Here is a 21729-nt window from a genome sequence, read left to right on the forward strand (position 1 = left end):
GCCCAGTCTGCCGAAACCGGACGGCGTGCGCGTCCGCGTTCCGTGGAGCCCGCCTACGTCAGATGTGCAGCAGCCGCTCGTCGAGCGCCGCCAGATAGTCGCGGCCGAACTCGCCGTTCTCCAGGTCGCGCCACAGCACCGGCGGCAGATCCTGAGCCACCTCGGGCGAACGCGACGCGGCGGCCAGCGCGATCGTCGCGACGGTGTCGACGTCACCGGTGAGCGCGACGGCGGCGTGGAGCATTCCGCTCAGGCTCCGGCCGGTCGCGAGGGTGGTCAGCGCGGCGCGCACGCTCATCCAACCCTGCGGCCCGACCTTGCCCGACCACGGCAGCGCCCAGCCGCCGTGCCCGACGTCCTCCGGAAGGATCCCGTCGATCCACCTCGTGACCTCGGAAAGCGGACCCACCCGATGGTGGCAGTAGTGCACGGCCAGCGCGGCGGCCTGCGCCGCGGCGATCCCGGCCGGGGTGTCGTGCGTGATCCTGGCCTGCAGTTTCGCGTGGTAGAGGACGTCGTCGACGGTCGGCAGGAGCCCGATCGGCCCCGCGCGCATGGCCGCACCGCTCTTGTCGCTTTGCGGCTGGAGGCGCCGTAGCAGCTCTTCGCCGTCCCGGACCTCGCTGAGCAGCTGATGGAAACGCGGCGCGTAGCCGTCGTGCGGATCGCGGTGATACGCCCGCACGAACTGCTCGGCGAGCAGCAGCGGCGTCCATCGCCGTCCCGACACGAGCACCTCGGCGATCGCGATCGTCATCTGCGTGTCGTCGGTGTAGCGACCGGCCGGGTCGCCGGGCTGACCGTGATGCGGCACGTAACCGGTCAGCTTGTTGTGTTCGGCGACGAAGCTCGGGTACGCGTGCTCGAAGGATCCTCCGTACGCGTCGCCGATGGCCAGTTCGACCAGCATCCGGTAATCCTGCCAGGCTGCGGGGTGTCGCCCGATACCCATACCGTGGAGTCATGGCGACCGACAAGCTGCGCGCGTGGTGGGCACATCGGCAGGGGCTCGACGGAACGCCGCGCGGATCCTCGGCGGCCGCCGTGCTGGAGCGGACCGGCTGGATGCGCTCGGTCGGCGGATCGGCGCCCTATCTCGGGTTGTTCGCCAGGGCAGGCCTCGATCGCGAAACGGTCGACGCGGACGTCGCGCGGCTCGCCATCCACGAACTGCCTTCGGCGCGTGGCTGCACCTACGTCCTGCCGTCGGTGGATTTCGAACTCGGCCTGACCGTCGGCGCCGCGGCGCCCGCCGGTGAACTCGCGGCCGCGGAGAAATACCTCGGCGTCACGCAGGCCGAGATCGAGCAGTTGTGCGTCACCGTCGCCGATCTGCTCGACGGCGCCGGCGAACCGCTCGCCCCGGCCGCGATCAAGGACGCCGCCGGACCGGTGGTGCGCAATCTCGGGGAAGCGGGCCGCAAACGCGGCACCACCACGACGTTGCCGCTCGCGCTCGGCCTGCTCCAGGCCCGCGGCGACATCCGCCGGGTCCCGGTCGACGGGCGGCTGGACCAGCAGCGTTACGGCTACGTCCGCTGGGCGCCGTCCCCGCGCGGTGGACTGTCCGATATGGACACCGCGCGGGCAGAACTCGCCCGGCGGTACTTCTCGTGGGCGGCCCCGGCGTCGCTGAAGCATTTCCGCTGGTTCTCCGGTTTCACCGCGACCAGTGCGAAGAAGATCGCGGAACAGCTGGAACTCGTGCCGCTCGACGGCACCGATCTCTTGATGCCCGAGGAGATCGCCGACGAGTTCGCCGCGTTCACCGTGCCGGCCGAGCCGTCGTACGCGCTGCTCGCCGGGATCGACGGCGTCCATCTGCTGCACCGCGACCTGCCGCGGCTGCTCGCCGACGCCGACGTCGAACGCCCGGTGCCCGGAGGCCGCGCGGGGGAGACGCTGGGCGGGCAGGCGGATCCGCCGAGTCACGTCATCGTCGACCGGGGGCGCATCGCCGGCTTGTGGGAATTCGACACGGAGACGCGCAAGATCGTCCACAAGTTCTTCGGTGATGAGGACGCCGCGTTGCGCGAGACGATCGCGCGGACCGAGGAATTCGTCCGTGACCAACTGGGCGACGCCCGGAGCTTCGGCTTGGATTCGCCGAAGAGCCGGGCGTCGCGAGTGGCCGATCTCAGGAACTGAGCGGGGTCAGCTCTTCGCCTCGTTGATCAGGATGTCGACCGCCTTGTCGTTGCGGGCGGTCTGCTCCGGGATCACCGAAGCGGGCGGGTAGAAGCCGTCGATCCCGCCGTCCTTCGGGTACATCTCGAAGGTGTAGCTGAGGATCTTGTGCTTGCCCCACAACCAGTCGTTGACGTCGCCGTCGGTGACGTACAGATCGCTGGACTGCTCCGGCGTGTAGCCGTTGGTGGCGGCCATCTGCTTGCCGACGTCGGCGAAGCGCTTCGCTTCCTCTTCGTTCAGGCCCGTGTCGGTGTCGGCCTTCGTGTAGCCGTACGGCCAGAGCACCAGTTCCGAGAAGGTGTGGAAGTCGATGTGCGTCTTGATCTGCTGCGCGCCACCGACCACGCGGGAGTCCACGAAATCCGCGACCGCCTTGGTCTCGGGCTCGGAGAACGCCGACGGACCGTGGTAGTCCTCGGCCGACGGGCTGTTGCTCGACCCGCCGCAGCAGTTCCACTTGTAGTCCCAGTTGCGGTTCGGGTCGGTGCCGATCGCGCTGCTGCCCGGTACGGGCTTCCGCGTCTTGCGCCAGCCCTGGTACTCGCCGCCGGAGATGTCGTACTCCGAGCCGTCCGGGTTGACGTTCGGGATCACGTAGATCTCGTGCTCGTCGACCATCTTCTTGATGGCCGCGTCGGTCGCGTAGCCGCTGGTGAACCGCTGCACGATCCGCAGGCACATCTCGGTGGTGAGGTGTTCGCGCGCGTGCTGGTTGCAGGTGAACAGGACCTCGGGTTCGTTCTCGTCCGTGCCCGCGTTGTCGCTGATCTTCAGCAGGTTCAGCTCGCGGCCTTCGTGGGACTTGCCGACGCTGGACAGCGTCGCGATGTCGCTGTGGTCCTTCGCGGCCTTCTGCAGCTCAGCGGTCGTTTCGGCGTAGGTGTGGTATGCCTCGTCGCCCGGAGGAAAGTCGCCCGCGACCGCCGCGGTGCCCGCGCGACCGCTCCGCTGCTTGAGCATGCTGTCGAAGTCGCCGAGCGGTTTCAGGCCGAAGCCGTTCGCGCGCAGGGCCGCGGCCTGCCCCGGCGTGGCGACGACGGTCAGCGCGCCGCCGCGCGAGCCCGCGACGTCGACGCCGGTTCGAGCGACCTCGGTGCGTTTGTCCGGCGTGGACGCGCCCTCCACCGAGTACAGCCCTCTCGCCGGGTCGCCGGTCTGGGCGCTCGCGACGGGCGTCGTGACGGCCAGCAGGGCGAGCCCTGTGGCGGCCAAGGCGCCCCCGATGCGACGGCGTGTGGACATTTCGCCTCCGAACGATCTGGGACAAGGTGTCGTTCACCGTCGCCGAAGTCAATCATCCACGACAACCCGACGATCGTCGTTCCCAGTTACCGTTTACGGCCAGAGGCGTTCTTTGCGCCAGCTTCCGTTCTCGCGCCGGTAGCGGAGCCGCTTGTGCCGCCGGTCGTGGCTCGCCTGCCAGAACTCCACTTCGGACGGCGTCACCAGGTAGCGGGTCCAGGTTTCCGGTGCCACGCCGGGATTCTCCTCGACCCACCGCTCCGCTTCCGCGGCGGCGCGGTCGAGATCGGCCGGTTCTTCGAGCACCTGGGACTGCCTGCCGATGAACGCCTCCACCCGGGACGCCGGCGGCCTGGCGGTGAAATCGGCGGCGGACACTTCGGGATCGGCTGCCGAGACCGGACCGCGCAGGCGCACCTGACGGCCTCGTCCCGGCCAGAAGAAGGTCAGCGCGGCGAACGGATTCTTCGCCAGCTGAACCCCTTTCGGGCTTTCGGAACTCGTCGCCACCGCCCAGGTGTCCCCGTCGACGTCCTTGAGGATCACGACCCGCGCGTCCGGCACCCCGTCGGCGTCCACTGTGGACAGAGTGACGGCGTGCGGCGCCAGTACGTGTTCGCCCGCTTCGTCGAGCCATTCCAGGAAAAGCTCCCGCGGGGTCGCCGGTGCGGCCTCGATGCCGAACTCCGGAAGTGCCTCGGGGAACGAAGGCCAGCCGCGCAACGTGCGGTTCATCAGTACCCCGGCGGGCGCTGCGGCGGATAGCCGGGCGCGGGCGGCGGATAGTGCGGCGGATGCTGACCCGGCGGCGGACCCTGCGCGGGCGATGGCCCGACCGGGTACTGCGGCGGCTGCTGTGGCTGCCAGCCGGGCGGCGGCTGCTGACCGGCTGGAGGAATGGGCGGCCCTGGCGGCATGGGTGGCTGCTGGCCCTGCGACTGCGCCCACTGCACCTGCTGATAGACCTCGGCGGGCTGCGGGAAACAGAACGTCAGCTTCGCGTTGACCGAACCCTGCACCGCCGCGCCCCACAGCTTCCCGCCGACGAACGCGTACATCTGGGCCGCTGAAACGTCGACGGCCACCATGCGCGTCTCGCCGCCGAACTGGTTGCCGGACTTCGCCGACGCGGCCTGCGCGGCGTCCGGGTACACCCGGTCGCCGATCAGCCCGGCGATGACCACCGAAGCGGCCGTCCAGCCGACCGTGCCCATCACGTTCGCGCGCGCGTGCTGCGTCGCCAGCCCGGTGAAGTCGTACAACGCGGGCGCGGTCACCTCCGGGATCGCCGCGGCGACCACGCAGTAGTTCATCGTCGACATCATCACGGACTCGGTGAACAGCCCCACGACGGCCGCGCTCGGCCCGATCTGCACGGTGTTCAGCCTGCCCCCGCTGCGCTGGATACGTTCTGCCACCGCACCCAGGTACTGCTCCTTGCTGAGCACTGACCCTCCCGAAGACTCCTCGCGCAGCGCCATCGTCGCACGAAAACGGCGATCTGCTTCACTGGACGCCACTATGCGACGTCTTCTGATCTTGCCGCTCGTCGTGCCGCTGCTGGCGGCCTGCGGGCCGAGGGAACAGCCGCCGCCCGCGGCGAGTTCGCCCGCGCCGTCGAGCACCGCGGCGCCCAGCATCCCGCCCGCCCCGGAACCCACCGGCAAAGGCCCGTGCCCGTACCTCGGCACCGACTTCGTCTCGGACGCCAACGGGCAGAAGGTCTCCAAGGTCAAGACCTCGGCCGATCAGCCGCATCCGACCTGTTTCTTCTATGCGCTGAGCGGGAAACTGCAGCTCACCGTGCGCGTGTACGTCGGGGAACCCGCCGTGGCCAAGGCGCTGGTGGACCAGGCCGCGCCCATCGACACCTCGAACCCGGCCGACGAACCGGCGGGCTGGAAGGGCGGCTACCAACCTTCCGGGGAAGGCGCCGTTTACGCGGTCGCGAAGGGTGGGAACGCGGTTGTCGTGACCACCAACCAGAAGCAGAGCATCAAAGCACGTACGGTGGCGAAGGAGGCTATCGGTGAGCTGAAGCTCTAGGTAGTGGTATCCACACGTCAGAGTGAAGTTGATCTTGTACTACCCTGTGCCGCACGCGCGAGGTTTCGCGGGACCAGCGCGGGCGCCAGATCCGGCGGAGGCCGCCTTGCGGTGTGGCTCGGCGGCACAAAAGATCATTTCTCCCCATAAGACAAAAGGACAGGTTTCGTGGCTGACACCCTCAAGGAAATCTTGCTCGACTCCAGCCGTCGCCCGGCGGTCGTGAGCGACTTCGAAGGTCTCGTCGACGCCGAGGTCTCGGACAAGGGCGGCGTTTCGGGTGCCGTCGTGAAGACCGGCTTCGCCGCCGTCAAGAAGATCAAGCCGGGCATCATCCCCGCCGCCGTCGACACCCTGCTCGACGACTTCACCGTGGCCCTCGAGCCGTTCTACGGCGACTACAAGGCCAAGGGTGGCAACGACTTCGGCGCCTACCTGGTCGGCCGCAGCGACGAGGCTTCGGACGCGCTCCTGTCGGTCACCGACTCGCGCGCCGAGAAGAGCAGCCGCGACAGCATCAAGAAGGTCTACTCGAAGCTGCGCCCGAACGGCAAGAAGAACGTCGAGGAGGCCCTTCCCCGCCTCGGCCAGCTGATCGACAAGCACGCCGCGAACGCGTGACCCGTTCAGCCACGCGCTGAGCCGAACACCCGAAGGGGCGCCGTCCACTCTCGACATCACGTCGGGAGTGACGGCGCCCCTTCGTAATTCTGACACCTTGTCAAAGCTCGTGCTCCGCAGATATCTTACAGCGTGTAAGAGTTAACTCAGGCGGCTTGGGGAGCACGATGACGCCCTTTCACGGCACCGATCCGAAGAAGTTCATCGCGGACTTCCACGAGTCCTTCCACGACGAACTGGTGAACGGCGACGAAGACGCGGGCGTGATCGTCGACCGCTATCACACGCCGGACATCGTGCAGATCGCCGACGGGCACCGGATGGACCGGGACAAGCTCATCGCGCACACCCGCCCGGTCCGCAAGAACCGGCCCACCGCCCGGATGGAGGTGCACGACGCGGTGGCGGACGGGAACCGGATCGCCGCGCGGAGCACTCTCCACGTGACGAATCGCAAGAGGGACCTCAAGCTGGAGGTGTACTTCTTCGGGGAGTTCACCCCCGACGGCCGGATGCGGCGGGGACATACGCTCACCCGCACCGTTCCCGCCGAAGCGGCGACGGCATGAGCACGAGCACCTATGCCGTGCGCGGCATGGCCTGTGGGCACTGCGCGGGTTTCGTCACCGAGGAGATCGAGACCATCGCGGGGGTCACCGCCGTGGCGGTGGACGTCGACAACGGCATGGTGACCGTGACCAGCGACCAGGACCTCGACGTCGCAGTCGTCCGCGCCGCCGTCGAAGAAGCGGGCTACGAACTCGTCCCCGGAACGTGAAAGGGCCGCCCAGGACCGGACAGTGGTCCTGGGCGACCCTTCGCGACAAGCAGAAAAGCGTGAGGCGTCAGTTCTTCTTGTCGGCGGAGCCGGCGTTCGAAGCCTGGTGCCCGTTCTTCGGAGCCGCGGGCTTGGCCGCACCCGAACCCCCAGCCGGACCGGAAGCAGCGGGCTTCGCGGGAGCGGCAGGCTTCGCCGGAGCGGCAGGCTTCGCCGGAGCGGGCTTCGGAGCGGCCGCGGCCGGAGCCGCGGGCTTGGCCGGAGGAGCGGGCGGAGCCTTCGGCGGCGCGGGCGCGACCGGCGGCTCCTGCTTGGAACGCAGCGCGTAGGCGGCACCGGCGCCGACGACCGCGATACCGATCACCCACGGCCAGCGACGACGCTTGCGCGTCCCCTTGGCCGCCGACTTCGCCTCGACGAGCGCGGCCTTGAAGTCCTTCTTCGCCGCCTTGAAGTCCTTCTTGCCCCGGCGCTTGGACTCGCCGGCGGACTTCGCGGCCTGGATGGCGGCCTTGCGCGCCTTGCGGCCCGGCTTCCGCATCTCGGAAATCCTGGCCAGCGCCTCCTTGCGAGCCGCCTTGGAGCTGCGCTTGAGCTCCTTGCGGGTCAGTTCCGTCTTCTTCGCGAGCTTCTTGCGCGCGCGACGGCTGGTCTTAGCGATCTCACCGGCGCTCTCGGAGAGCTTCTGCTCGGCTACCTCGACGGCGTGGGCGGTGGCTTCCTTGCCCGCCTCGACAGCACGTTTGCGCAGGCCGAGCGCGCCGGCCTTCGCCGACTCGCTCACCGAATCTGCGGCCCGGGTCATGGCCTTCACCTCATCAATCGTTTTGATTCTGCTTCGTTGCTTGTAACCTATCGTGCCCCTTTTCCCCAGATCTTGCCGCAGATGGCACGATGAAGCTCGTGACTGAAAGCAAGGGATCCCTCATTGGTGGCGCGCTGAAGGCCACTCTGCACACCAACCAGGGTGACATCAACCTGAACCTGTTCCCCGACCACGCGCCGAAGACGGTCGCGAACTTCGTCGGGCTCGCCGAGGGCAGCAAGGAGTACACCCAGCCCAACGCGCAGGGCACGAACTCGGGCCCGTTCTACGACGGGTCGATCTTCCACCGCGTCATCGACGGCTTCATGCTGCAGGGCGGCGACCCGACCGGCACCGGCCGCGGCGGCCCCGGCTACAAGTTCGGCGACGAGTTCCACCCGGAGCTCCAGTTCTCCAAGCCGTACCTGCTGGCCATGGCCAACGCCGGGCCCGGCACCAACGGCTCGCAGTTCTTCATCACCGTCGCGCCGACGACGCACCTGAACTTCAAGCACACCATCTTCGGTGAGGTCGCGGACCAGGCGTCCCGCGACGTCGTCGACGCGATCGGCCGCACGGCGACCGGTCCGGCGGACCGTCCGCTGCAGGACATCGTCATCGAGAAGGTCAGCATCAGCCGCGAGGGCTGATCGTAGAGCCGGTTACGGGGGATTTCGGTAGGTTGGTGGCATCGTGAGCCAACCACCGAATCCCCAGTACCAGCAGGCCGCCATGCCCGGCTGCTGGTGGCACCCGAACCGGCCGACCGGGCTGAGCTGTTCACGCTGCGAGCGTCCGGCCTGCCCGGATTGCCTGCGCGAAGCCGCCGTCGGCTTCCACTGCACCGATTGCATCCAGGCAGGCCGCCAGCAGGACCGCGTCCAGCAGAAGCAGTACCGCGACGCGGGCTACGGCGCGAGCACCATCGCCGGTGCCCGGCAGCCTCGGACGGCTGTCGTGACGCCGGTCCTCCTGGGGATCAACGTCGCCGTATTCTTCCTCACCGTCGCCTTGGCCGGCAGCCTCGCGGGCAACAACATCTCGGAGTTCTTCCAGCTCGGCAACCTGAACAACGCGCCGACCCTGGCAGGCAACGAATGGTGGCGGATCTTCACCTCGGGGTTCCTGCACTTCGGCCTGCTGCACATCGCGAGCAACGCCTTCTCGCTGTGGTTCGTGGGCCGCCCGCTGGAGGTCGCGCTCGGCCGTGTGCCGTTCACGGTGCTCTACTTCGTGTCGATGCTCGGCGGTTCGGCCGCCTGCCTGGTGTTCTCGGACCTCGGAGCGCGCCCCGTGGTCGGCGCGTCCGGTGCCATCTTCGGCCTCATCGGTGCCTACGCGGTCATCGTCGTCAAGCTCAAGCTCAATCCCACCTGGCTGCTCATCATGCTGGGGCTGAACGTCTTCATCACCTTCCAGGTGCCGGACATCTCGATCCTCGGGCACGCCGGTGGGTTCGTCGCCGGTCTGCTGGTGACGTTCGCGCTGCTCTACGCACCGGAGAAAGACCGGCTCAAGTGGCAGATCGGCGGGATCGTGCTCGTCGTCGTGGCGATCATCGGCCTCATCGTCTGGAAAGACGCCCAGACCGTCACCGCCGCCTACTGCGAGTTCACGCCGTTCCAGGGCCAGCAGGTCTACGCCTGCTACCGGTAGTGGCCGATCTTCCCCTGAGTGGGTTATCCGAATACCCGGTGGAGAAGCAACAAGTCCGGGTACCTTCGAGTTGATCATTGACATCATCAACTTGGGGGTTGAGATGAAGATCCGGAAAGCAGCAGCTCTCGCCGCCGTCGCCGTGCTGGCGTCGGCATTGGCGCCGTCGATCGCGCAGGCCGGTCAAGCCGCCGAGACCTGCCAGACGTACACCAAACGCTATTTCCTCGGCTCCGGCAGCGCGATCACGCTGCGTGTCGCCTACGTCGACGCGGCGTTGAAAATCTGCTTCGGCGATCCCGGAGTCACGTCGTCGGTGGCGACGCAGACCGTCGGCACGACGGGGCCGGGCGCGGCCACCGGCTGGGAGATCACCGCGGGCCAGGCGGTGGTCGAGGACCAGCGGCCTCGGCACGTCAAAGCGAAGTTCAGCGGGTCGCTCCGGAACTGCGTCGTCAAGATCAACCCGATCTGCTCGCCGGCCGCGCCGTACGAGATCTTCGGGGAATACGCGCCGCCCGCGGTCGGCCCGGCCGTCCCTGGCTGGTCACACGGCCCGAACGGCGACGTCCACTACTACGACAACGCCTGACCCTTGAGAGCGGTGAGGACGTCCAGGACGTCCCTGGGGTCCTCACCGAGGTCGATCCGGCCGAACACCAGCAGGTGTTCGCCGGATTCGACCTCGAGGGTCAGGCTGTCCCGGCCGAGCCGTCGTGTCGTGCGCACCCGCAGCCGGGCTTCGGACCAGGAGTAGCGGCGCGTGCCACCGACGGTCCTGGCCAGGATTCCGTCGGGTCCGGCGGCCAGCCGGGGACGGAGCAGGGTGCCGTGCAGCGCGAGCGCGCCCACGGAGAGCATCGCGAGCCCGGTCAGGATCGTGCCGCCGGCGTCACCGCCGATGGCCAGCCACAGCACGCCTGCCAGCAACAACAGGGTGATCACCCAGGCCACTACCACAACGTTCCGCTGCGGCGCCCACGAGGTGGGGTAGTTATCCACAGGGGTTATCCACACTGGGGATGAGTCACACCGGTGTAATTAGGCGTCAAGCCGCCATCCGGGGTAATGCTCACCGCCACCGCATCGTCATGAGCAACCCGGCGATCATCAGCACGAAGCCGATGGCGAAGTTCGTGTTGCCCAGATCTGCCATGAAGGGGATCTTGTCGCCCGCGATGTAGTTGACGACCAGCCACATCAGGCCGATCAGCATGAGGCCGAACATCACGATCTTGTAGAACAGGTTCGACGGGCCCGCGGCCTTGACCTTCACCGGCGTGCGGCGGTCGGTCGGCGGGGTGTACGCCGTCTTCTTGCGGACCTTGGACTTCGGCATCGTGTTCCTCGCGTACTGTTCGGCTTCCCTGGTGGCGATGACCCGCTTTCGGGTGCGCAACCAGCGCCACGTGCACACGTTAACGTAAACGAGCGCCGCTGGGCACCGTCCGGGACCGGTCGATTTCCCGCACTGTGACAATGGTGTCACACACGGTTCGACACACTGTGCTGGTTCGACACTGCGGCTTGGTTCGAGACTGAGGAGCTTGGGTGGTGGCTGAGCGGGAAGAGCCGGGCGGGGACCGGCGGCGGTACTCCGAACGACCACCCGGTGGCGGCCGTCCGGCCCCCCGGCGTAGGCCGGAGGACGCAATTCCGCCGCGCCGGGCACCGGGAGAGGCGCCGACGCCTCGACGGAGGCCGCCGGACGGCAGGGCGTACGACGGACCTCCGCCGCGCCGCCGGACGGACGCGCCGCCGCCTCGCCGTCGTCCCGCGCCGCCGGGGTCGACCGAGGAGACCGTCGTCTTCGAACCGGTCGGCGGTGGCACCGCGACCGAGGAACGGCCGCCGCCGCGCGAACTGGGCAAGGGCGGCGCCGCGATCCGGACCGTCGGCGAGCTCCTCATCACCGCGGGCCTCGTGGTGCTGCTGTTCATGGTCTACGAGGTCTACGTGACCGACCTCTTCTCGGCGGGCAAGCAGTCCGAGGCGAGTTCGGAACTGGACGGCGAGTGGGGCAAGGACCGGCAGCTGCACCCCGATCTGGTCGACGGGAAGGCGTTCGCCAGGATCCACATCCCGGTGTTCGGCGCCGACTTCAACTTCACCATCCAGGAAGGCACCACCGAGGCGGCGCTCGAAGTCGGCCCCGGCCACTACAAGGGCACGGCGCTGCCCGGCGAGCCGGGTAACTTCGCCATCGCGGGCCACCGTGTCGGCAAGGGCGCGCCGTTCAACGATCTGGACAACCTCAGCTCGTGCGACCAGATCATCATCGAGACGCAGACCGACTTCTACATCTACAAGGTGCTGCCGTACAAGGACGAGGTCGAGGGCTGGGCGGCGGGCAAGGGCGCACAGCCGAAGTGCAAGAACGTCGGGACCCTGCGCGACCCGAACGCCGTCGACGGCGGCCCCTACGGCGAGACCAACGGCCGCCGCATCGTGTTCCCGTCCAAGGGTGAGACGGTGAACCCGGTGCCGTACAAGGACCCGGAGATCCTGCCGAAGGCCGAGCAGGTCTCGCTGCTCACGCTGACGACGTGTCACCCGAAGTTCTCGGCGAAGGAACGGCTCATCATCCACGCGGTGCTGGCTCAGCAGGTGCCGAAGAACCAGGTCGGCTCCTACGCCGAACTCCTGCCCAAGATCTCGGAGGCGCGCTGATGTACGGCTGGATCTGGCGCAAGCTGCCGGGCCCCTTCGCGGTGAAGCTCGCGACGGCCGTCGTGCTGGCGCTCGGGATCGTGGCGCTGCTGATGTTCGTCGTCTTCCCGTGGCTGGAACCCCGGCTCTGGTTCAACGAAGTGAGCGTCCAGTAGACGCGCGGTTCGGCGTCTTCCTTGTCTCCGGGCGGTTCCCCGGGCAGGAGGACGCCGATGTCCTGCGCCGGTCGGTCGACGCCGCCATCGCCGCGGAACGGGCCGGGTTCGACGACGTGTGGTTCGCCGAGCACCACTTCATGCCGTACGGCGTCTGCCCGTCCGCGATCACCCTCGCCGCGCACGTGCTGGGCCGCACCGAGCGGATCGCCGTCGGCACCGCGGTGAGCGTGCTGTCGGTCGCGCATCCGGTGGCGCTCGCCGAACAATGGTCGCTGCTCGACGCGGTTTCGGGCGGTCGGCTGCGGATCGGTGTCGGCCGGGGCGGGCCGTGGCAGGACCTGGAGGTCTTCGGCACCGGCGCGGCCCGCTACGAAACCGGGTTCGAGGAGAGCCTCGATCTGTTGCTCGCCGCGATGACGTCGAAGACTGTCTCGGCGGACGGGGAGCACTTCCGGTTCCGGGAGGTGCCGATGGTGCCGCGGCCGGAGCGGGCTCCGCGCATGGTCGTGGCCTGCGGGGACGCCGGCTCTCGCGCGGTCCGGCTCGCCGCCGATCGCGGGCTGCCGATGCTGCTCGGGCTGCACACCGACGACGACGGCAAGATCGAAACGCTTGCCGCGTACGGGGATTCCGCCGCTGAACACGTCTCGACGGTGATGTGCCAGGTCGGGGACGACGCGCTGGACGTCGTGCGGTCCGCGCTGCCGGGCTCCCTCAAGGAGGGATTCGCCGGGCATGTGTACCTCGACGGCAAGCGGGGGCTGGACAAGGATCCGGTCTCCTACACCGACCGGCTGTGCGAGATGCACCCGATCGGCGGCGTGGAGTACTGCGTCGACCGGCTGGGAACGAGCATCCGGCGTACCGGGGTCTCCCACGTGATCATGATGGTGGAAGCGTCCGGTACGCCGGAGGGAACGCTCGAGAACATCGCGCGGATCGGGGAAGAGGTCCTTCCCGCGCTACGCAGGGGTTAGCAGTCGCGGAGTTCCGGGCTCTGGTTCAGCAGCTGGCCGCGGACGGAGACGAACGCGCGGTAGCGGTCACTGTCCACTTGGGACTTCTTGAACACGGCGACGCGGTGGCAGTTCTGGAACGCCAGCTTCACGCCGAAGTGCCGTTCCAGCCCGCCGCGGATGGCGTCCGAGGCCAGCGCCCGCAGCAACTGGCCGCGTTCGGCCTCGCTCGGCGGCGGCGTCTCGTTGTCGGCGAACCCGTCGGCCGCGCCCTCGGCCTCCGCGATGACACCGGTGATCACGGTCCAGGCGTAGGGCAGGGACTCCCGGACACAGGCGACGAATTCGGCGTCGGAGACCTCCCCGCGCTCGGCCTTCTCCAGCAGCGCGGGCGATACATCCAGAGACATCGAACCTCCGAGAGAGACACAGTGAACGTGGGCCATCTCCCTGACTACTCACCCTCGGCCCCAGCCACAAGAGAAAACGATCATCATCACCACTTTGGCGGAAGCCGTCGTCACTCCCAGCGAAAGAGCTTCGCCGCCACGACACAACTGCCCACCGCGAAAGCCGCCAGTACGGCGAGTTGCAGCGGCTGGGCGCCGGTGCCGGTCCAGGCGTCTTCGAGGGCTTTGACGCCCGGCGGGATGTACGCGCCGATGTCCCGGACGGCCTCCGGAAGCAACGGACGCGGCAGCCAGACGCCGCCGAGGAACATGATCGGGACGTAGGCGATCATCGCGATCCCGCCCGCGGCGCGGCTGGTCTTGGCGACCGCCGCGGCGATCAGGCCGAGACCGAAGATCGCGGTCGTGCCGAGGACGAACGTCAGCAGGAAGCCGAGCGGGTGCCGCGGGCTGGGGACGTCGAAGACGACGCCCGCCGTCACGAGGAGGATGCCGACCCCGCCGATCGTCACGGTGACGTTGATGATCAGCTGCGCCACCAGCAGCTGGGCCGGGTGCACCGGGGTGGTGGCGAAGCGGCGGAGGATGCCCTGTTCGCGGTAGGACGCGATGATCCCGGGGATCGCTTGCAGGCCCATCATCGCGATGGTGAGCACGATCATCGACGGCACCCAGGCGTCGAGGAAGCGCATACCCGTCGTTGTCCCGCTCTCCGCGCGAATGCCGGGGATCACCCCGAGCACGGCCGTGATGGCGGTCGGCAGCACGAGCCCGCCGATGACGAAGCCGGGCGTGCGGAGGGCGAGTTTCGTTTCGGTGAGGGTGATCTTGGCGAGTGTGTTCATTTTCCTCTCCTCCGATCAGTCGCGGCCGGTCAGGGTTACGAAGGCTTCGTCCAAAGTGGATTTACCGGCGCGGTCACGGAGCTCGCCGGGGGTGCCGGTGCCGACCACGCGGCCGGCGTCGAAGATCGCGAGCCGGTCGCAGAGGCGTTCGGCCTCGTCCATGAAGTGCGTGACGAGGAGGACCGTGACGCCGGTGTCGCGCACGGTCTCGACGAGCTTCCAGGTGTCGCGGCGGGCGTGCGGGTCCAGTCCGGTGGTCAGCTCGTCGAGAACGGCGACCTCGGGGCGGCCGACCAGCGCGAGCGCGATCGAGACGCGCTGTTTCTGGCCGCCGGAAAGCTTGCCGAAGTACTTGCCCCGCTGCTCGGTGAGACCCAGTTTCGCGAGCAGCTCGCCGGTGTCGGCGGGGTTCGCGTAGAAGGAGGCGTAGAGGTCGAGCGCCTCGTGGACCTTGATCTTGTCCGGCAGTCGGCTCTCCTGGAGCTGCGAGCCGAGGCGCTGCCGCAGCGCGGTGTGGTCCTTGCCGGGGTCGAGGCCGAGGACCGACATGGTGCCGGAGTCCGGCGTCCGCAGGCCCTGGAGGCATTCGACGGTGGTGGTCTTGCCCGCGCCGTTGGTCCCGAGGATCCCGAAGATCTCGCCCTGTTCCACGTGGAACGAAACGTCGTCGACCGCGACGTGCTCCCCGTACGTCTTGCGGAGGTTGCTGACTTCGATGAGTGGCATGCGAAAAACGTTATGGCGCAAGGAACTTCGCCAGAATGGCGCTGAACCCACACTTGGGGTGGGGCTGGGCCCACCCTGATCGGGGGCCTGTGGTCACTGTGCCGGGCCGGGGCGGTGGGGAAGACTTCGTCGCATGATCCGCACCTACCTCACCTCAGTGCGCCGGGGCTTCGTGCTCGCGGGGTTGGCGCTGGTGAGCTGGCTGGACCTGCTGCTCGAACTGGTGGGTTTCTGCCTGCTCTGTGTCGGCCTGGTCTTCGCCTACACGCTGGCGCTCGAAGGGACGCGTCCGCGCGCCGCGCTCACCCGCCGGCTGGCCGGACGCTGGTGCGGTGTCGACGTCGAACCGCCCTACCGGCCGGCGCCGCCGGAGCCGGAACGCGAGCGCGACGGCTGGTACCGCGACGGGAACAGCCTGTTCAAGCGGTCCTGGTTCATCCGGTGGACCAAACGGTTCGAGTGGATCTCCGACGATCCGGCGACCGGCCGCGATCTCGGCTGGCAGCTGTGGAATCCGGTGGCCGGTCTGGTGCTCGCGCCGGCGGTCCTGCTGACCGGACCGCGCGCGCTCCGGCTGTACGGGAAGTGGACGCGCTGGTGGCTCGGGCCCCGCCCGGCCCGCGACGGAGACGGCTGGATCAAGAAGAGACTGAAGGCGCTGGGTTTCCAGATGGGGCTGTTCGCCCCTTTCGGCCGCCCAGCTCGGGATGGTGATCCCGACGCTGCTCGCCCTGATCTGGCCGTCGCCGCTGTTCGCGACGATGGTCGTCGCCGGCCGCACGGTGACCGACACCCTGCGCCGCGAGGCCAAGAACTGGACCGGCGTGCGGATCGACCGCCCGTACCTGCCGGAGCCGCCGTTCCCCGTCCCGCGCGCGGACGGGATGTACCAGCATGGACGGCAGCTGTACGACACACCGTGGTGGCCGGCGCGGCTGGCGCGCTGGCGCTGGGCGATGTCCGACCGCGCGACCTGGCGCGACATGGCGGCCGCGGTGGTCAACTCCGTGGTGCTGCTGCTGATGGTGGTGCCGACGGCGGCGCTGGTGTTCTTCGGTCTCTGGGGCGTGGTGGCGCTCTGGGTCTTGCGGCCGTTCGGGCAAGCGCTCGCGCTGACTCCGGTCGCCGTGGCGGCGTTCGTCGCGGGACTGGCCGCAGCGCCGTGGCTCGCCCGCCAAGGAGCGCGTTTCGCGAAGCTGCTGCTGGGGCCGACAGAGGCTTCGCGGCTGGCGCAGCGCGTCGAACGGCTGAAGCAGACGCGGACGGACGCGTCTGTCGCGCAGGCCGCCGAGCTGCGGCGCATCGAGCGGGACCTGCACGACGGGGTCCAGTCGCGGCTGGTCGCGATGGGGATGAAGCTGGGCGCGGTCGAGGCGCTGATCGACGGCGATCCGGCCGCGGCGAAACGGCTGGCCGCCGAGCTCCGGCAGACGTCGTCCGAGACGCTGACCGAGTTGCGGCTGCTGGTGCGCGGGATTCATCCGCCGGTGTTGTCCGAGCGCGGGCTCGGTGACGCGGTGCGGGCGATGGCGCTCGACAGTCCGTTGCGGGCTTCGGTGAACGGCGTCCTGCCTCGACTGGAGCAGCCCGCGGAGGCGTGCGCGTACTTCGCGGTCAGCGAGCTGCTGGGCAACGCCGCGAAGCACGGCGAGGCGCGGCGAGTGTCGATCGACCTCGACTACGACGACGGTCTGTTGCGGATCGAGGTGACCGACGACGGCAAGGGCGGCGCGAACGCGGCCCGGGGGAGCGGGATTCGCGGGATCGAACGCAGGCTGGGCGCGTTCGACGGTACTTTTGCCCTGACCAGCCCGCTCGGCGGGCCGACGAAGGCGATCATGGAGATCCCGTGCCAGCTCGACCCCGATGCGTCGTCGCCGAGGACCAATATCTCCTCCGAGACGGCCTGACGCATTTGCTGACCGCGCACGGTTTCGACGTCGTCGAGGCGGTGGGCACCGGGCCGGAACTGGAACGGGCGCTGCGCACGCACCGGCCCGACGTCTCGGTCGTCGACGTCCGGATGCCGCCGACGCTCACCGACGAGGGGCTCCAGGTCGCACTGGCGGTGCGGCGTGACCTCCCCGGCTTGCCGATTCTCGTTCTGTCACAACACGTCGAGCAGCTCTACGCGCGTGAGCTGCTCGCCGACGGCGCAGGCGCGATCGGCTACCTGCTGAAGGACCGCGTCTTCAACGCCGGCCAGTTCATCGACGCGGTGCGGCGAGTGGCGGGCGGCGGGACCGCGATGGATCCCGAAGTGATCGCGAAACTGTTGGCGGGCAACGCATCCGACCCACTCGCGGCGTTGACCCCACGCGAGCGCGAGGTGCTCGGCTTGATGGCGGAGGGTTGTTCCAACGCGGCCATCGCCGGACGGCTGCACTTCAGCGAAGGGGCGGTGGGGAAGCACACCGCGAACATCTTCGCGAAGCTCGGCATCGTCGCCTCGGACGACACGAACCGGCGCGTTCTCGCGGTCCTGGCCTACCTGGGCACCTGACCTCAAATGCCGTGAAGGCCTCCTTGCCTACCTTGAGAGTAGGGAAGGAGGCCTTCACGGAAACGGGTTCAGGAGCGCGAGATGCGGGTCATCTCGTCGCGCTCGACGACCTTGACGCGTTCCCGGCCGTGCGGAGCGCCGAGGGACTTCTCGTGGGCGTCGAGCTTGCCCCAGCCTTCCCAGGTCGTGAAGGGCACGCCGCGTTCGGTGAGGAAGCCGAGGATCGCGTCGGGGTCGTCCACGGCCGGGGCCGTCAGGGCGTCGGCGTCGGCCAGCAGGCTCGCGATCGTTTCGGCCGCGTCGCCCTTGGTGTGGCCGATGAGGCCGACCGGACCGCGCTTGATCCAGCCGGTCACGTAGACGCCCGGCACCTGCTCCTCATCGATGTCCAGCACCCGGCCCGCCTGGTTCGGCACGGTGCCGGTGGTGTGGTCGAACGGGATCTCCGGCAGATGCGACGACAGGTAGCCCACCGCGCGGTAGACGGCCTGGACGTCCCAGTCGTGGAATTCGCCGGTGCCGCGCACGTTGCCGTCACCGGTCAGTTCGGTGCGCTCGGTCCGCAGGCCGGTCACCTTGCCGTCCTCGCCCACGATCTCGCAGGGCGAGTGCAGGAAGTGCAGGTGCAGCCGCTTCGGCCGGTCGCCCTGGTCGCGGATCGCCCACTCCTGCAGCGTCTTCACGACCATGTCGATCTGCTTCGACGCCCGCAGCGCGGCGATGCTGCCCTCGTCGAACTCGATGTCCTCGGGGTAGACGATGACCTCGACGTTCGGCGAGTGGTCCAGCTCCCGCAGCTCCAGCGGCGTGAACTTCGCCTGTGCCGGGCCGCGGCGGCCGAACACGTGCACGTCGGTGACCGGGCTGGCCTTCAGCCCCTGGTAGACGTTGTCCGGGATGTCGGTGCTGAGCAGCTCGTCGGCGGTCTTCGCGAGGATCCGTGCCACGTCGAGCGCCACGTTCCCGACACCGAGGACCGCGACCGAGGTCGCGTTCAGCGGCCAGGTGCGCGGCACGTCCGGGTGCCCGTCGTACCAGGAGACGAAGTCGGCGGCGCCGTAGCTGCCGTCGAGGTCGATCCCGGGGATGTCGAGCGCGCGGTCGGCCATGGCGCCGGTCGAGAAGATCACCGCGTCGTAGAACTGGCGCAGGTCGTCGAGCTTCAGGTCGGTCCCGTAGTCGACGTTGCCCAGCAGCCGGATGTTCGGCTTGTCGAGGACCTTGTGCAGGGCGGTGACGATGCCCTTGATCCGGGGGTGGTCGGGCGCGACGCCGTACCGGATCAGCCCGAACGGCGCCGGCATGCGCTCGAACAGGTCGATCGTCACGTCGGCGTCGGACTTGTCGAGGATGTCGGCGGCGTAGATGCCGGCCGGACCGGCACCCACGATGGCTACACGAAGAGAACGGCTCACTCCTACCACGGTAAGTTAGGCAGCCCTAACAATCATTGTGATCTGGCGTACGGTCCACCTGGTGGGAGCCGCTAAGCTGGCTCCATGCGCGTGCTCGTCGTCGACAACTACGACAGTTTTGTCTACAACCTGGTCCAGTACCTGGCCCAGCTCGGCGCCGACTGCACCGTCTGGCGGAACGACGTGGTGGACGTCGGCAAGCTCGGCGAGTTCGACGCGGTGCTCGTCTCTCCCGGCCCCGGCACCCCGGAACGCGCTGGTCAGAGCATGGACGTCATTCGCGAATGCGCCGAGAAGCGCATCCCGATGCTCGGCGTCTGCCTCGGTCACCAGGCCCTCGGCGTCGTCTTCGGCGCCACCGTCGACCGCGCCCCGGAACTGCTGCACGGCAAGACCAGTCAAGTCCGCCATTCGGGCGACGGAGTGCTCGCCGGGCTCCCCTCGGAATTCACCGCCACGCGGTACCACTCGCTGACCGTTCTGCCCGAAACCATCGACGACGCCGTGTTCGAGATCACAGGCCGCACCGAATCCGGTGTCGTGATGGGCATGCGGCACCGCGAGCTGCCGCTCGAAGGCGTCCAGTTCCACCCCGAATCCGTGCTCACTCAGGGTGGGCACCGGATGCTGGCGAACTGGATGGCTTCGGCCGGGCACCCGGTCCCCGACGCCACGGTCAACGAACTCGAGCAGGAGACCCGCGCGCTGCAGAAGGCCGCTGCTGCGTGACCTCGCTGATCCGGCTCGAAGGAGTCGGTAAGCGCTACGGCCGCGGCGAACCCGTGCTCGCCGACGTCGACCTCGACGTACCGGCGGGTCGTGTGATCGGCGTCCTCGGCTCGAACGGTTCGGGGAAGTCGACGCTGCTCAGGATCCTCGCGGCACTTTCACGGGTGACTTCGGGAAGCGTCGTGGGCAGCCCGCGTGTCGGCTACCTGCCGGACCGCTTCCCGGCGGGACAGCGGATGAGTGCCAGGGCGTACCTGCGGCATATGGCCCGCATCGACGGCCATGTCGACTTGTCGGCGATCGATCCGCTGCTGGACCGGCTGGCGCTGGTCGGCGGCCCGGACGCGCCCTTGCGGACCCTGTCGAAGGGCAACGCCCAGAAAGTCGGCCTCGCGCAGGCCGTCCTCGCCGAGCCGGACCTGCTGATCCTCGACGAGCCTTGGTCCGGGCTCGACGTCGAAGCCCACACCGTGCTCGGCGAACTCGTCGCCGAGACCAAGGAACGGGGTGCGAGCGTGGTCTTCACCGACCACCGCGCGGCCGCCGTGCACGCCCACGCGGACGACGTCTATCGGATGGACGGCGGCCTCCTGACCCGCGTCGAAACGAGAGCCGAAAACGCGACGAGGATCGTCCTTCACGGGCCCGCCGGCGACTGGTCCTCGGAACCCGGCGTCAGTCGAGCCGTGGCCGAAGGCGGGAAGGTCGTCCTGACGGTCGAAGCCGGGCACACGGACGCGGTCCTGCTGCGTGCGCTCAACCGGGGCTTCTCGGTCCGGGAGGTGGCCCCGTGCTCGCCATGACCCGCTACTACCTCGCGCTGCTCGGCCATTCCCAGCGCTACCTTCCCGCGATCCTCGCCTACCTCGCGGTGAACACCGTGCTCTACACGGATCCGAAGTCGCCGCTGCTGCCGCAGTACGGGATCAGCGCGGGCTCGCTCCTCGTCGTCTCATGCTGGCTGACCATCGCGATGCTCGACGTCGAAGACCCGGTCCAGCGGCTGGTGACCTTCAGCCACGCACGACGCTGGCGATCGGTCCTCGGCGGCGCCACCCTGGCCGTCTTCGGCTGCGCCGCGGTGCTGATCGTCGTGACACTGGGCTGGTCGGGCCTCCGCTCCGGCGGCTTCCCGATCGGCGCCCTCGCTCTCGGGGCCGCGGCGCACGCGTTGTGCGCGCTGTTCGGGATCGCTATCGGACTGCCCTGTTCGCGGCTGCTGGTCCCGCGCGTCGGCTGGTCCGTGCTGGCCGCGATCTTCGCGCTCGCGGCCGTGCTCCTGATCAAGTGGCTGCCGCTGGCCAACCCGCTGTTGCGGGCCCTGACCTCGCAACAACCGCTTGCCGTCCCGTTCACGGTGGCCGCGGTGGCGGCGGTCGCCGCCCTGCTGCTGAGCGCGACGGCCGTCGGCCACCTGCTGCGGCGCAACGCCTGATGCCGCGTCTCATCGTGCTCAACGGCCCACCCGCCTGCGGGAAGTCGACGCTCGCCCGGCGGTACGCCGAAGATCGCCCGTTGACGTTGGATCTCGACATCGACCGGATCCGGGGCCTGCTCGGTGCCTGGCGCGACGACCCCGCGCAAGCCGGAACGCTCGCCCGCGACCTCGCCGTGAGCGCCGCGCGGACCCATCTGCTCGCGGGCCGCGACGTGATCGTCCCGCAGTTCCTCGGCCGCGCCCCTTTCCTCGAACGACTGGAAACGCTCGCCGGGGAGACGGGCGCGGAGTTCCACGAGATCGTCCTCCTCGACACCAAGGACAACGTGCTCCGGCGGTTCGCCGAGCGCACCCGCGCCGCGGCCGAACCCGAACACGTCGAGGCGCACGAGATGCTGGGCGGCCCCGAGCGGCTCGCGGCCATGTACGACAGGCTCGTGGCACTCGTCGCGACGCGACCGAAGGCGGTCGTGGTGCACACCAGCGCCGGGCGGGTTCAGCAGGCCTACCAGGGACTTCTTCGCAGCTTGGCGCCTTAATC

General features: G+C 68.9%; 27 protein-coding genes and 1 pseudogene. 17 read left to right on the forward strand and 11 right to left on the reverse strand.

The genetic code is table 11. The features are described 5' to 3' along the window. Positions 1-58: 58 nt before the first annotated feature. Entirely contained in the window at positions 59-910 is an 852-nt protein-coding gene (locus tag AC069H_RS02240) for an ADP-ribosylglycohydrolase family protein (RefSeq protein WP_478231076.1), read from the reverse strand. A 53-nt stretch (positions 911-963) separates the two neighbouring features. Here AC069H_RS02240 and AC069H_RS02245 point away from each other — a divergent pair, with 53 nt between their 5' ends. Further along, on the forward strand, positions 964-2148 hold the full coding sequence (locus AC069H_RS02245; protein WP_478231077.1) for a DNA glycosylase AlkZ-like family protein: 1185 nt from the start codon (positions 964-966) through the stop codon (positions 2146-2148). Between the two features lie 6 nt (positions 2149-2154). On the opposite strand, the gene AC069H_RS02250 is transcribed toward AC069H_RS02245, so the two are convergent. The 3 genes from AC069H_RS02250 to AC069H_RS02260 all read right to left on the reverse strand — a co-directional run bounded on the left by AC069H_RS02250 (position 2155) and on the right by AC069H_RS02260 (position 4880). Then, entirely contained in the window at positions 2155-3432 is a 1278-nt protein-coding gene (locus AC069H_RS02250) for a M14 family metallopeptidase (protein ID WP_478231078.1), read from the reverse strand. 93 nt (positions 3433-3525) lie between these two features. After that, a complete protein-coding gene (locus tag AC069H_RS02255) occupies positions 3526-4167 on the reverse strand; it encodes a pyridoxine/pyridoxamine 5'-phosphate oxidase (RefSeq protein ID WP_478231079.1) in 642 nt (213 codons plus the stop codon). After that, positions 4167-4880, reverse strand: coding sequence for a hypothetical protein (locus tag AC069H_RS02260; protein WP_478231080.1), 714 nt, complete (start codon positions 4878-4880; stop codon positions 4167-4169). Before AC069H_RS02260 ends, AC069H_RS02255 begins: the two co-directional genes overlap by 1 nt. A gap of 73 nt (positions 4881-4953) precedes the next feature. Here AC069H_RS02260 and AC069H_RS02265 point away from each other — a divergent pair, with 73 nt between their 5' ends. From AC069H_RS02265 to AC069H_RS02280, 4 genes are all read left to right on the forward strand, one after another. Beyond that, the gene (locus tag AC069H_RS02265; protein ID WP_478231081.1) at positions 4954-5478 is read left to right on the forward strand and encodes a DUF2020 domain-containing protein; all 525 of its coding nucleotides are present in this window, start codon (positions 4954-4956) and stop codon (positions 5476-5478) included. A 168-nt stretch (positions 5479-5646) separates the two neighbouring features. Continuing rightward, on the forward strand, positions 5647-6099 hold the full coding sequence (locus AC069H_RS02270) for a DUF6918 family protein (RefSeq protein WP_340686064.1): 453 nt from the start codon (positions 5647-5649) through the stop codon (positions 6097-6099). A gap of 167 nt (positions 6100-6266) precedes the next feature. After that, entirely contained in the window at positions 6267-6668 is a 402-nt protein-coding gene (locus AC069H_RS02275; protein ID WP_478223899.1) for a nuclear transport factor 2 family protein, read from the forward strand. Next, the gene (locus AC069H_RS02280; protein WP_478223898.1) at positions 6665-6877 is read left to right on the forward strand and encodes a heavy-metal-associated domain-containing protein; all 213 of its coding nucleotides are present in this window, start codon (positions 6665-6667) and stop codon (positions 6875-6877) included. The genes AC069H_RS02275 and AC069H_RS02280 overlap by 4 nt, the downstream gene beginning before the upstream one ends. Positions 6878-6944: 67 nt before the next feature. Here AC069H_RS02280 and AC069H_RS02285 read toward each other — a convergent pair whose 3' ends face one another. Further along, on the reverse strand, positions 6945-7682 hold the full coding sequence (locus AC069H_RS02285) for a hypothetical protein (RefSeq protein WP_478231082.1): 738 nt from the start codon (positions 7680-7682) through the stop codon (positions 6945-6947). A gap of 89 nt (positions 7683-7771) precedes the next feature. Between AC069H_RS02285 and AC069H_RS02290 the strand changes: the two genes are divergently transcribed. From AC069H_RS02290 to AC069H_RS02300, 3 genes are all read left to right on the forward strand, one after another. After that, complete coding sequence (locus AC069H_RS02290) at positions 7772-8332, forward strand: peptidylprolyl isomerase (RefSeq protein ID WP_034321953.1); 561 nt, start codon at positions 7772-7774, stop codon at positions 8330-8332. A gap of 43 nt (positions 8333-8375) precedes the next feature. Beyond that, positions 8376-9338: a rhomboid family intramembrane serine protease gene (locus AC069H_RS02295; RefSeq protein ID WP_478231083.1), complete on the forward strand. Its 963-nt coding sequence runs from the start codon at positions 8376-8378 to the stop codon at positions 9336-9338. A gap of 103 nt (positions 9339-9441) precedes the next feature. Continuing rightward, positions 9442-9930: a hypothetical protein gene (locus tag AC069H_RS02300; RefSeq protein WP_478231084.1), complete on the forward strand. Its 489-nt coding sequence runs from the start codon at positions 9442-9444 to the stop codon at positions 9928-9930. On the opposite strand, the gene AC069H_RS02305 is transcribed toward AC069H_RS02300, so the two are convergent. Continuing rightward, a complete protein-coding gene (locus tag AC069H_RS02305) occupies positions 9915-10292 on the reverse strand; it encodes a PH domain-containing protein (RefSeq protein WP_478223894.1) in 378 nt (125 codons plus the stop codon). The two genes, AC069H_RS02300 and AC069H_RS02305, sit on opposite strands and share 16 nt — an antisense overlap. A 118-nt stretch (positions 10293-10410) precedes the next feature. Further along, positions 10411-10677 carry a cell division protein CrgA gene (gene crgA, locus AC069H_RS02310; protein WP_034322048.1) on the reverse strand — a complete coding sequence of 89 codons (267 nt, stop codon included), beginning with the start codon at positions 10675-10677 and terminating at the stop codon, positions 10411-10413. Between the two features lie 215 nt (positions 10678-10892). Between crgA and AC069H_RS02315 the strand changes: the two genes are divergently transcribed. The 3 genes from AC069H_RS02315 to AC069H_RS02325 are packed head-to-tail and all read left to right on the forward strand — an operon-like array spanning position 10893 to position 13143. After that, positions 10893-12008, forward strand: a complete 1116-nt coding sequence (locus tag AC069H_RS02315) for a class E sortase (RefSeq protein WP_478223893.1) — start codon at positions 10893-10895, stop codon at positions 12006-12008. Then, on the forward strand, positions 12008-12163 hold the full coding sequence (locus tag AC069H_RS02320) for a hypothetical protein (RefSeq protein ID WP_005161850.1): 156 nt from the start codon (positions 12008-12010) through the stop codon (positions 12161-12163). Before AC069H_RS02315 ends, AC069H_RS02320 begins: the two co-directional genes overlap by 1 nt. Next, a complete protein-coding gene (locus tag AC069H_RS02325) occupies positions 12118-13143 on the forward strand; it encodes an LLM class flavin-dependent oxidoreductase (RefSeq protein WP_478231085.1) in 1026 nt (341 codons plus the stop codon). Before AC069H_RS02320 ends, AC069H_RS02325 begins: the two co-directional genes overlap by 46 nt. Here AC069H_RS02325 and AC069H_RS02330 read toward each other — a convergent pair. From AC069H_RS02330 to AC069H_RS02340, 3 genes are all read right to left on the reverse strand, one after another. Next, positions 13140-13532, reverse strand: a complete 393-nt coding sequence (locus AC069H_RS02330) for an SCO5389 family protein (RefSeq protein WP_005161845.1) — start codon at positions 13530-13532, stop codon at positions 13140-13142. The genes AC069H_RS02325 and AC069H_RS02330 overlap by 4 nt on opposite strands. Before the next feature lie 110 nt (positions 13533-13642). Beyond that, positions 13643-14377, reverse strand: coding sequence for an ABC transporter permease (locus AC069H_RS02335; RefSeq protein WP_478231086.1), 735 nt, complete (start codon positions 14375-14377; stop codon positions 13643-13645). 15 nt (positions 14378-14392) lie between these two features. Beyond that, entirely contained in the window at positions 14393-15103 is a 711-nt protein-coding gene (locus AC069H_RS02340) for an ABC transporter ATP-binding protein (protein WP_478231087.1), read from the reverse strand. A 133-nt stretch (positions 15104-15236) separates the two neighbouring features. Here AC069H_RS02340 and AC069H_RS02345 point away from each other — a divergent pair. Then, positions 15237-17013, forward strand: a pseudogene (locus AC069H_RS02345) (sensor histidine kinase). Beyond that, positions 16953-17606, forward strand: a complete 654-nt coding sequence (locus tag AC069H_RS02350) for a response regulator (protein WP_478231088.1) — start codon at positions 16953-16955, stop codon at positions 17604-17606. The pseudogene AC069H_RS02345 and the gene AC069H_RS02350 overlap by 61 nt, the downstream one beginning before the upstream one ends. Positions 17607-17674: 68 nt before the next feature. Here AC069H_RS02350 and AC069H_RS02355 read toward each other — a convergent pair whose 3' ends face one another. Continuing rightward, the gene (locus AC069H_RS02355) at positions 17675-18994 is read right to left on the reverse strand and encodes an FAD-dependent oxidoreductase (protein ID WP_478231407.1); all 1320 of its coding nucleotides are present in this window, start codon (positions 18992-18994) and stop codon (positions 17675-17677) included. 111 nt (positions 18995-19105) lie between these two features. On the opposite strand from AC069H_RS02355, the gene AC069H_RS02360 reads away from it, so the two are divergent. From AC069H_RS02360 to AC069H_RS02375, 4 genes are read left to right on the forward strand one after another with little or no spacing between them, the layout of a single operon-like run. After that, a complete protein-coding gene (locus tag AC069H_RS02360; protein ID WP_478231089.1) occupies positions 19106-19750 on the forward strand; it encodes an aminodeoxychorismate/anthranilate synthase component II in 645 nt (214 codons plus the stop codon). Next, positions 19747-20553 carry an ATP-binding cassette domain-containing protein gene (locus tag AC069H_RS02365; RefSeq protein WP_478231090.1) on the forward strand — a complete coding sequence of 269 codons (807 nt, stop codon included), beginning with the start codon at positions 19747-19749 and terminating at the stop codon, positions 20551-20553. The genes AC069H_RS02360 and AC069H_RS02365 overlap by 4 nt, the downstream gene beginning before the upstream one ends. Beyond that, complete coding sequence (locus AC069H_RS02370; protein WP_478223886.1) at positions 20541-21185, forward strand: hypothetical protein; 645 nt, start codon at positions 20541-20543, stop codon at positions 21183-21185. Before AC069H_RS02365 ends, AC069H_RS02370 begins: the two co-directional genes overlap by 13 nt. Continuing rightward, a complete protein-coding gene (locus tag AC069H_RS02375) occupies positions 21185-21727 on the forward strand; it encodes an AAA family ATPase (protein WP_478231091.1) in 543 nt (180 codons plus the stop codon). Before AC069H_RS02370 ends, AC069H_RS02375 begins: the two co-directional genes overlap by 1 nt. Positions 21728-21729: the final 2 nt, after the last annotated feature.

The sequence above is a fragment of the Amycolatopsis sp. NPDC043887 genome, from assembly GCF_056435665.1.

Bases quoted from the DNA above. Each gene is read 5' to 3' on its own strand.
- AC069H_RS02240 (WP_478231076.1), bottom strand. From the start codon at position 910: ATGCTGGTCGAACTGGCCATCGGCGACGCGTACGGAGGATCCTTCGAG.
- AC069H_RS02245 (WP_478231077.1), top strand. From the start codon at position 964: ATGGCGACCGACAAGCTGCGCGCGTGGTGGGCACATCGGCAGGGGCTC.
- AC069H_RS02250 (WP_478231078.1), bottom strand. From the start codon at position 3,432: ATGTCCACACGCCGTCGCATCGGGGGCGCCTTGGCCGCCACAGGGCTC.
- AC069H_RS02255 (WP_478231079.1), bottom strand. From the start codon at position 4,167: ATGAACCGCACGTTGCGCGGCTGGCCTTCGTTCCCCGAGGCACTTCCG.
- AC069H_RS02265 (WP_478231081.1), top strand. From the start codon at position 4,954: ATGCGACGTCTTCTGATCTTGCCGCTCGTCGTGCCGCTGCTGGCGGCC.
- AC069H_RS02275 (WP_478223899.1), top strand. From the start codon at position 6,267: ATGACGCCCTTTCACGGCACCGATCCGAAGAAGTTCATCGCGGACTTC.
- AC069H_RS02280 (WP_478223898.1), top strand. From the start codon at position 6,665: ATGAGCACGAGCACCTATGCCGTGCGCGGCATGGCCTGTGGGCACTGC.
- AC069H_RS02285 (WP_478231082.1), bottom strand. From the start codon at position 7,682: ATGACCCGGGCCGCAGATTCGGTGAGCGAGTCGGCGAAGGCCGGCGCG.
- AC069H_RS02290 (WP_034321953.1), top strand. From the start codon at position 7,772: ATGAAGCTCGTGACTGAAAGCAAGGGATCCCTCATTGGTGGCGCGCTG.
- AC069H_RS02300 (WP_478231084.1), top strand. From the start codon at position 9,442: ATGAAGATCCGGAAAGCAGCAGCTCTCGCCGCCGTCGCCGTGCTGGCG.
- crgA (WP_034322048.1), bottom strand. From the start codon at position 10,677: ATGCCGAAGTCCAAGGTCCGCAAGAAGACGGCGTACACCCCGCCGACC.
- AC069H_RS02320 (WP_005161850.1), top strand. From the start codon at position 12,008: ATGTACGGCTGGATCTGGCGCAAGCTGCCGGGCCCCTTCGCGGTGAAG.
- AC069H_RS02330 (WP_005161845.1), bottom strand. From the start codon at position 13,532: ATGTCTCTGGATGTATCGCCCGCGCTGCTGGAGAAGGCCGAGCGCGGG.
- AC069H_RS02335 (WP_478231086.1), bottom strand. From the start codon at position 14,377: ATGAACACACTCGCCAAGATCACCCTCACCGAAACGAAACTCGCCCTC.
- AC069H_RS02340 (WP_478231087.1), bottom strand. From the start codon at position 15,103: ATGCCACTCATCGAAGTCAGCAACCTCCGCAAGACGTACGGGGAGCAC.
- AC069H_RS02360 (WP_478231089.1), top strand. From the start codon at position 19,106: ATGCGCGTGCTCGTCGTCGACAACTACGACAGTTTTGTCTACAACCTG.
- AC069H_RS02375 (WP_478231091.1), top strand. From the start codon at position 21,185: ATGCCGCGTCTCATCGTGCTCAACGGCCCACCCGCCTGCGGGAAGTCG.